Genomic DNA, 8,062 nt, shown 5'->3' on the forward strand with positions numbered 1-8,062 from the left:
CGGAATCGGATATCCATTATTTGCAGTTGGGATTGAGTTCAATTGTCATTTTCAGAAGCCGAATGCATCCAAATCAAGCCTATTAGTGATGATGGTTTATTAACAAATATTCCCTTCAAAAAGTATTGCAATATCATGTTTATTAATAGTATCGTTTTGGTGTCAAAAAAATTTAAGGGACAAAATGAATCACGAAATGACGTATAGCTTATTTAGTAATTTCCAATCAACTATTTTTAAGGCGATTGAAACATTTTTACAAAAAAATATCGGCCCAGAAACCGATAAATTAATTACCACAACCTTAAGGATTCCAGCAGAAATAAAAGAGTTTTATGAATGCATTGCTGAGGCAGAAACAACTTCCATTAACACAGCCATAGTCAGCACCTTAAACAAAGTAAAAGAGCATACGATTAATGAGTATCAGAAATCGTATACCAAGATAAATGATACTTTTGACCATCAAATAAACAGTTTCTTAAAAATTATTGATGATCAAAAAATAGATTACAACGATTTGAGCATGCTCCTAGAGTGGATAACAGGCATTAAGATCAGTCGAGCTGATGTCACTAATAAGGAAATATTGATTAATTTATTTGACAAAAATGCTCAAATAAAAGCATGTCAAATATTTGGCTACAATTATGATTGGCTTCAGGATAATCAGCAGTCTATTGCTTACAGGTGCTCGGAATTTCAAGATGGTTGGTATAAACACGTAAAGCCATTTGTTCAAGATTTAATTATCAATTTTTATTTGGACGAAACGGTAGAGTCTTTTGAGTTGTCTTTTTTATGCTGTGACCATAATGTGATAAATAATATCAACTCTGGTAATTTCTCTGGAGCACCGGAAAATATTACCCCCATTGCAATAGCTAATCGATGTATTAATGGCGTAAAAACAAAAACTTATCATCGATTTGAGTCAAATAACATTAATTATGAAAAGTGCAGGAGCCACTTTATTGCCCTGGTAAAAATGATTCTTGTACTGGTAAAAAATAATATCATTAACTTCCCTAGCGGCTATTTGGTTACCCCTCAGCAACACGATATGATACTGGATGGTAGGCTACATCTTGCAAAGCTATTTAATGAAAGTCGTCCAAAAAATGGATTTCACGTAGATGATTTAGAGGATGTTCAAATTTTCCGTATATCGGTTAATGATAGTCACGAAACCAATGAGTTCAATATGTATCATTGTTTAAAAAGTACATTCATACATAATATTTTAACTTTGACTGATAAATACGCCTTTTCTATGCCTCTTACAGATGATGTCTCCACAAGATGTGGTATGAGTAAAACCGCATTCGCTAAATATTTAAGGTTATTTGATATAAAAAATGACCAACCATATTCAAATGGCGTTTTTTTATCACCAGAGAAAGATGAGGTTTTAATGATTAATTTAGTTAGAATTCGTGAAATACAATCAGAACTGCGCGATTGTAAAACTCTGCATGCCGCTGTTGGCTAATTTTGCTGGTTCAACAGATCTCTGCGCGGGGATTGAGTTCAATGCGGGTTTTATTTCCTAATTTGGTGAGACGAATGTAGTGATGTTCGATGAGCGTTTCCAATGCATTATCGCGCAGCTCTTTATTACGTAAAGGACTAAATTGCAGTATCTCTCTTGGGGTTGGCATTTCTGGTTTTCGTGCTAGGAGCCAATCAAGTAGTTTACGCGCATCGTCAATATAGGGCTGTGCCGACTTAGGCCCTAATAAACGCCTTGCTTCACACAAATACCAGCGGGTTAATGTAATGGCCTGTTCCATATCTTCGGCACGGATGTCCCCTATTCGTCCTGAAAAAAGATGAAATAGGGCTGCCAGACGCGCTGCATTTTCAGCGGCTTTGCTGGCAAAATCTTTGATTTCCATCCACTGCCCTTGGGTTGTAAGACCGGATTCAATGCTATTAAAAAACTGAATCCATAAATGCTTTGCTGCGGCGGTCATTTTTAGTGTGGGTAGATTAATACACCCCACTTGGGTTAAGCGTTGAGAGTGTTCCAGGCATTGCGTGATACGCTGCTCGTATTCGATTAAACCCATCAGTTGTTCTGGAGGTTCTTGATAAAAACGAGTTCCCATGGAGCTGTCAGGGAAGGCGAGAAGGCAACGCGCCAAAAAACCGCTTTGACGGGTAACACCCGTGGCCTGATGAATCATTTGATTTAACAGCAAGGGTTGCATCATTAAATTTAGCGTCAAGCGCCGCTGTTCAATAATGAAGCTTTGGGATGTTTTGCGATGTGCCGCAAAGGACTTTCCCTCCCATAAGCGATTGAGCAGGGCAACAAAACGCAACGGGTTTGATTGCATGCTGTGGCTGCCGAGTATGATTCCGGCTTCATCAGACCATAGGGAGGCACTTGGCCAGCCGTGTGCCAAATGAATGGCCAGTGCTTCTTGGGTTGCATCTTCAAAATACAAGGTAGGCTGTATGGGGATGTCTGGTTCTTGGTGAACTAGCTCTTCAAGTAATTCTTTGTAGTATTCGCTGTCCTCCCCTGTATAGGTGGCGCGTTTGATTTGGGTGAGCAAGCCATCTCGCTCCATTTGCCAGGCTTTATGCTGAGTTAGTGCGCTTAATCGTTCAGGCTCTCGTTTTTTTCTTATGTTAGTTTCCCACTGACGAATGGCATTAGAAAAAAGGGAGTCCGCAGCACTTTTACGCTCTCCTGAGCTGGCAATCACTAAGAAATATAATGAAACAGGACTAGTTAAATAGGTGTCGCGAGCAACATTAGCATGAGCCTGACATGCCAGAGAGAGGTTTGCTAAAGCACCATTCGCGACTAGGGATAACGGCTGTTGTCCATAGCATTGATAGGAGTGAACTACACGTTGGAGTATGTTCGGTAATGCGTCTAAAGGATAAGGGGCTTCATTATTTAGAGTATAAACGAGCGGTATGGGCTGTTTCCAATATCCTTGTGGATGCTCTTGATTGGGTAAGGGGTGCTCTAAATAAGAATGGGACATTAAATCGCGCTATATAATTGGAACTAAAGACGCTATTTTACGCCTAGAGCTTCCCTGTTGTAAAATAGGCACCAATCGTAGGAAATAGGTTATTTAATGAACGAGGCAGATGAAGAAAAAGCGTGGGTCATTCAGTGGCGAGTTGATGTAAAAACCAATCACTACGAAGATTGGCCTGGCTATAGTGAAACCCCGATGACTCGCAATGAAATGCTGTCTGCACTGGAAGAGTGCCACTCCAAGTGGCCTCACTATGAGTTTCGTGGGCATAACATTCATGCAACGATGTTGCGTCATCGAGTAGGTGAATTATTGAGTGCTATTAAAAAGGAGTAATTGAGAAATGTCATTAGAGTTGTTTCATTGGGTTCTTGCGCTTTATGTGGCTGGATTATTTATGAGTATTTTGGGCTCTATTCAATCCTTGCTGAAGTATAATGAAGTAAAGAGAACTATGGATATTGATGTCTTTCAAATTCGCCCTAGCCTGAAATCCTATCTTATACTAAAGCCCATCTTTTGGCCTTATTTTTTTATTACCGAAAAAAGCCCCATTGATCGAATTTCCGAATTATTTTTTAAGCATTATGGTGATGAGGGACATACTTATTTACAAGATAATGGGCTTAAGAATTTTTTAAGGGATGTGACTCGGGGGAAAAATCGCTACGAAAATTATCAAGTAAAACGACTCTTTTGGCCAATTGATGAAGGCAGTGAAGACTATCAAGAACACCAAAAATATTTTCCCAATAACAGCAAGCCTCTTCATGCTGAAATTATTTATGCGCAGCACCAAGAAAAGTATCTTGTTGGGGTGATGTGGAGTACTAGAGAATGTTTGGACAATGCTAAGCCCGTGAGCAGATTTCAATTAGACGAATGTGAATCAATGACTTTTTTGCAATTTCAACGGCGGTTGCTGGAAATAAATCAGGCTAGGGCAACGGAGTTTTTTAGTCGATTAGACAACAAAAATTGAAATAGAGGGTGAGCTAAACAGCTTTAAATTGGTTGCGTAAAAGCTAAGTAATAAAAACAATTCAACAAATTATATAGCTGTCATTTATCTCGCAGTTGTATTTAGCTCATATTATTTTTGGTTTTTATGTCTAGCTAAGCTGGCTTAGATAAACGGCGCGACAACTAATAATCTATTTTTCCGCACAGCATATAACATATGAAGCCTATACCTGCTGAAACATAACTTACAAAGTACTCATGTCCATTAAAATACGGAAATTTACTTATAACAAAATTGCTATAACTTCCTAATTCATGCTTAAAATTGGAAAAAAGATAAACACCTGACGATGCAAAATGATTTAAAAGCAGGCTCAAGCTAATTGCCATGAAGAACATAAAAAGCAAGTAACAGCTTATCACCAAGATAATTTTTTCATTAAGATTGCCTTTCTAATATGTTTATAAAAAAAGTTGGGATATATCTTCTACGCATCTAATAAACTCTGGTGACGATTTTATCTCTCTTAATCGGAATAAAAGTTGGGAAAGCTCGAAGCCTGAGCGTAATTTAGGTTTAATCCAAAGATCAAGAAGTTCTTCTGAGTTGAGAATATTGAACGGGCTTTCGCTTTTTGAAATTACATCCACTGCACAGGCGCAGATCCATTTTGATGGTAGCGCATGTCCTTGTGCATACCCCTTAAAATGGCCAATTTTTATATTGGGGTTTTTCTTATATTCATTTGTAGCAATTTGCTTAAACTGATTATAAAAATCAGGAATTTCAATCAATTTTTTGAATAGTTCCAGGGTTGAGGAATTAAGTCTATCTGCATTTTCTGAAAGATCTTTAAAATGAATCTCTTTTAGAACATTACTGGTGATCCCCGTTTTTTCATACAGGCTTTTTTCTGTAGCCTTAATCTTGTTGATGATGGACTTAAGCAATGAGTCTACGGGTCTATAGTCAATTTTGTGTTCTTGGCATTTTTTGTGTAATTCATAAATGGCTTGATAAAAATTTTCTGGCAGAAAGAGTCTATAGCGCTCTAAATCGGTTGCGTTAGTGTCTTGATGCTCATGAAAGAATTTAACCATTTGGTCAAACCATGAAATTTCAAATAGCTCGGCTTCTGAAAAAATCGCCTCTTCTGGTAAGGGGGGATTAGACTGCCCATAACTGTATGAAATGTTTTCACCTTTGGTTTTTCGAGCGATCTGAATTAAATCTTCAGACCTCCTGTTTTTTCTTAATGTAATTTGTAAGGTTTCTTTCATTTTATAGCCTCCTTGCGCTCTGTTCCGATGGATTAACTACGGGAGACATTAATAGTTCTTGTAATTGCTCTGGGTGTTTGTCTAAAAGCACTAAAAGCATACTTAACGGCTTAGGGATTGGGTTGGTTCCTCGTTCATATCGGTTAAACGAGTTAATGCCACCACCAAATAGACGACTGGCATCCTTTTGATTCAGGTTTAAGTGTTTTCGTATTTTTGCAATTTCATTAGGCGTTAATATACCATCAATTCGTGAGCGATGCCCTTGAATTTCTAAGGCAGTGGCTTTGTTATCCTCAGGACTTATAACCCCTTCCCCACATGAGTCGCACCAAAGGGCTGGCTGCATGATGTAAAATGCGTGTCCTTTATAGTTATAGGTTGTGCTTCGCTCTTCATGGCTTGCTGCCAGTTCGCCACAAATTGGGCATAGTTCTTTTTTCATATTATTTCTCCTTAAATGAGAGAATAAGTTCGCCATAACTGTTTACTTGAAACTTTATATAAAGATGCACACCTTTATAATTAGCTTTATATACATCTTGCCAAGCGGTAAAACCTGGGTTTATTGGTTCCATTGATTTATAAAAATCAGTACTTGTTAAGCTTTGTATGGCTTCTACTACATCATGATCGGAGAAGCCAAGCGCTAGTTGCCCTTGTTTGGCTGATACCGTCATTCGTAATTTATGTTCATTGTTAAACGCTTTTTTAATATCGTTTAAATTATAACTTGGCCGTCTTGATTCGCTCATGGAATTGTCCAAATTATAACCTTTAAGGTTATTATAGGTATAAATTAAAATAACCTCAAGAGTTACGTTGCTCGATAATAAATAGTGTAATACAGGGAAGAAGATATTACAACAATAATTTGTTGCAAATAATTGTTGTATAAATATGATTATATGCTATTCTATAAATGTCTGAGAAAAGACACACGTTTGAAACACACATAAGGATTTTTAATAATGAACCGTAATGAAGTCATTTATAAGCAACTCGTAGTAGAAAAAAATCGCCTAAACTTCCTCCCTAAACATGTAAAAAGGCATGTCATTCAATTTGAAAATATTATTTATTACCTTGCTCAATCTATGTGCTATCAATACAGCGGCGGGTATTGGAATTTCTACGAGCTAAGCAACGAGGGATTCTTTCTTGCTCCGGCATTAGAGCAGCCGTTGGAAATGTTTGTTGATGGAAATGGCTTTAACGGATTTGTTAGCCCGGAAGCCTTGGGCGTTATTGTCACATTGTTTTCGATTAATGGCATTTCTGAGCAACAAGGTGATGATTATTTAATTGATAAATATTACGCATTACGTGACTTTGCCATTCAGCATCCTGAGAGAGACTTGATTTTACTTGCAATTGATTAACTGCATGCCCCCTATATCGGGGCATATCAAAAAAATTATAAACAATAAGGATAATAAAAAATGGCTAAAAAAATAATTAGAAAGCTTGGCGCACCCCTTCAAAAAACATTAGATGCTCTGAAGAGAAAACGAAACCAACGGTTGATGATGTCCTATGTGTTAAAGATTAACGTGAAATAAAACGCTGCCATACACGCAGGGAGGGTTAAGGAATAAGAAACGAACCAAAGGGAGTTGAGAACAATAATTCGCAACAATTATTTGTTGGCATATGTCGGCACTATGTTATTATATAAATGTCTACTACAGACACACATGTTTAAAACACAAAAGGATAAAATCATGACTTACGTTACAAACATAGAAAATGAACTCATTCAACACATTCCTCAAGCAGCAGACCTTCTAAATGATATTAACCAATCTGCAGCCGAACTAGCCTTTGTTAACACTTCATTCTCACCCGAAAAAAGAGCGGTACAAGTACGTGTCGAATACGTAGAATCCCTTTTAAAAGACAAAAAAACGGTACTGGATGAAATTTGTAAAGCTTCTAAAAGAGGCGCAGAAGTAAGAGGTGATTTTGATGTTATTGTTGAGGAATGGTTTAAGTCTCATCGTAAAAAATTAAGCACTGGATACAACTCATGGTTGCTCGCATATGCCAAGGTTGCGTCAAGTTTTATTGTTGGTCCAGCAAACTTCCCAATTGCAAGAAATCAAAAACTTTCTAACTATGCGGATGCCAAATTAACAGCAATAACCGAATTTAGAAACAAATCCGTTAAAAATATTTTAAAGTTCATATTACCTTATGGTGATGGCTCATCAATCCAAACTGACGATCCAAATGCAGGTGAAAAAATTGAGAATAAAATTGAGAAATTGGAAGCGCAACGTGAAGAAATGAAGGCTATCAATAAATTGATTAGAAAGTATTTTAAAAATGGTTGTCCAGATATATCACCCGAAAAACTAGCAGAGTTTAAAAGTCTATTGCACACGGAATTCAATTTAAATGAAACACAAATAGCAGGTTTATTGAAACCAAATTATCGTGGAAAAATTATAGGTTTTGAAAGATGGGAGTTGCAAAATTTAGGGGCTAATATTACTCGTTATAAAAAAAGAATAACCGAGGTAGAAAAGACAAATTCTAAAACGATAGATGACGAGTTTGAAAATGGGATTAAGGTAACAATTAGTGACGATCAAAAGATTTGCATTCACTTTGGTTTCAAGCCAAGTGAGGAAATAAGAACTCTACTTAAAGAAAAAGCATTTAAGTTTTCACGAAATCGAAATAATGCCTGGGTGCGAAAGTTTACCTTAAATGGAGAGTGTTCATTTAACTGTGTCACCTCATTGCTTATCTAAGCCCCAAAGTTAGTCTGTCTTCAAAATAGATTTGTAGTTGGGACACGATAAGCG

9 protein-coding genes are annotated in these 8,062 nt (G+C 37.1%); 5 read left to right on the forward strand and 4 right to left on the reverse strand.

Annotated elements, in window-relative coordinates; all coding sequences use genetic code 11:
- Nucleotides 1–184 precede the first annotated feature (184 nt).
- Nucleotides 185–1,492, forward strand: a complete 1,308-nt coding sequence (locus E1P08_RS16075; RefSeq protein ID WP_133137987.1) for a hypothetical protein — start codon at nucleotides 185–187, stop codon at nucleotides 1,490–1,492.
- A gap of 10 nt (nucleotides 1,493–1,502) precedes the next feature.
- Here E1P08_RS16075 and E1P08_RS16080 read toward each other — a convergent pair whose 3' ends face one another.
- Nucleotides 1,503–3,005, reverse strand: coding sequence for a YfjI family protein (locus E1P08_RS16080; protein ID WP_133137988.1), 1,503 nt, complete (start codon nucleotides 3,003–3,005; stop codon nucleotides 1,503–1,505).
- A 96-nt stretch (nucleotides 3,006–3,101) separates the two neighbouring features.
- On the opposite strand from E1P08_RS16080, the gene E1P08_RS16085 reads away from it, so the two are divergent.
- Together E1P08_RS16085 and E1P08_RS16090 are read left to right on the forward strand one after the other, a co-directional pair.
- A complete protein-coding gene (locus E1P08_RS16085) occupies nucleotides 3,102–3,341 on the forward strand; it encodes a hypothetical protein (protein ID WP_133137989.1) in 240 nt (79 codons plus the stop codon).
- A 7-nt stretch (nucleotides 3,342–3,348) separates the two neighbouring features.
- Nucleotides 3,349–3,987: a hypothetical protein gene (locus E1P08_RS16090; RefSeq protein WP_133137990.1), complete on the forward strand. Its 639-nt coding sequence runs from the start codon at nucleotides 3,349–3,351 to the stop codon at nucleotides 3,985–3,987.
- Nucleotides 3,988–4,430: 443 nt separating this feature from the next.
- Here E1P08_RS16090 and E1P08_RS16095 read toward each other — a convergent pair whose 3' ends face one another.
- The 3 genes from E1P08_RS16095 to E1P08_RS16105 are packed head-to-tail and all read right to left on the reverse strand — an operon-like array spanning nucleotide 4,431 to nucleotide 6,004.
- Nucleotides 4,431–5,249 carry a hypothetical protein gene (locus E1P08_RS16095; protein ID WP_133137991.1) on the reverse strand — a complete coding sequence of 273 codons (819 nt, stop codon included), beginning with the start codon at nucleotides 5,247–5,249 and terminating at the stop codon, nucleotides 4,431–4,433.
- Nucleotide 5,250: 1 nt separating this feature from the next.
- On the reverse strand, nucleotides 5,251–5,694 hold the full coding sequence (locus tag E1P08_RS16100) for a type II toxin-antitoxin system MqsA family antitoxin (protein ID WP_165485215.1): 444 nt from the start codon (nucleotides 5,692–5,694) through the stop codon (nucleotides 5,251–5,253).
- A 1-nt stretch (nucleotide 5,695) separates the two neighbouring features.
- Nucleotides 5,696–6,004, reverse strand: a complete 309-nt coding sequence (locus E1P08_RS16105; protein ID WP_133137993.1) for a type II toxin-antitoxin system MqsR family toxin — start codon at nucleotides 6,002–6,004, stop codon at nucleotides 5,696–5,698.
- 216 nt (nucleotides 6,005–6,220) lie between these two features.
- Between E1P08_RS16105 and E1P08_RS16110 the strand changes: the two genes are divergently transcribed.
- Both E1P08_RS16110 and E1P08_RS16115 read left to right on the forward strand, forming a co-directional pair.
- Nucleotides 6,221–6,631 (forward strand): antirestriction protein, encoded by a 411-nt coding sequence (locus tag E1P08_RS16110; protein WP_133137994.1) that lies wholly within the window; start codon nucleotides 6,221–6,223, stop codon nucleotides 6,629–6,631.
- A 342-nt stretch (nucleotides 6,632–6,973) separates the two neighbouring features.
- A complete protein-coding gene (locus E1P08_RS16115; RefSeq protein ID WP_133137995.1) occupies nucleotides 6,974–8,008 on the forward strand; it encodes a hypothetical protein in 1,035 nt (344 codons plus the stop codon).
- The last annotated feature ends 54 nt before the right edge of the window (nucleotides 8,009–8,062 follow it).

This window comes from Legionella rowbothamii (genome assembly GCF_900639985.1).
Lineage (GTDB): Bacteria > Pseudomonadota > Gammaproteobacteria > Legionellales > Legionellaceae > Legionella > Legionella rowbothamii.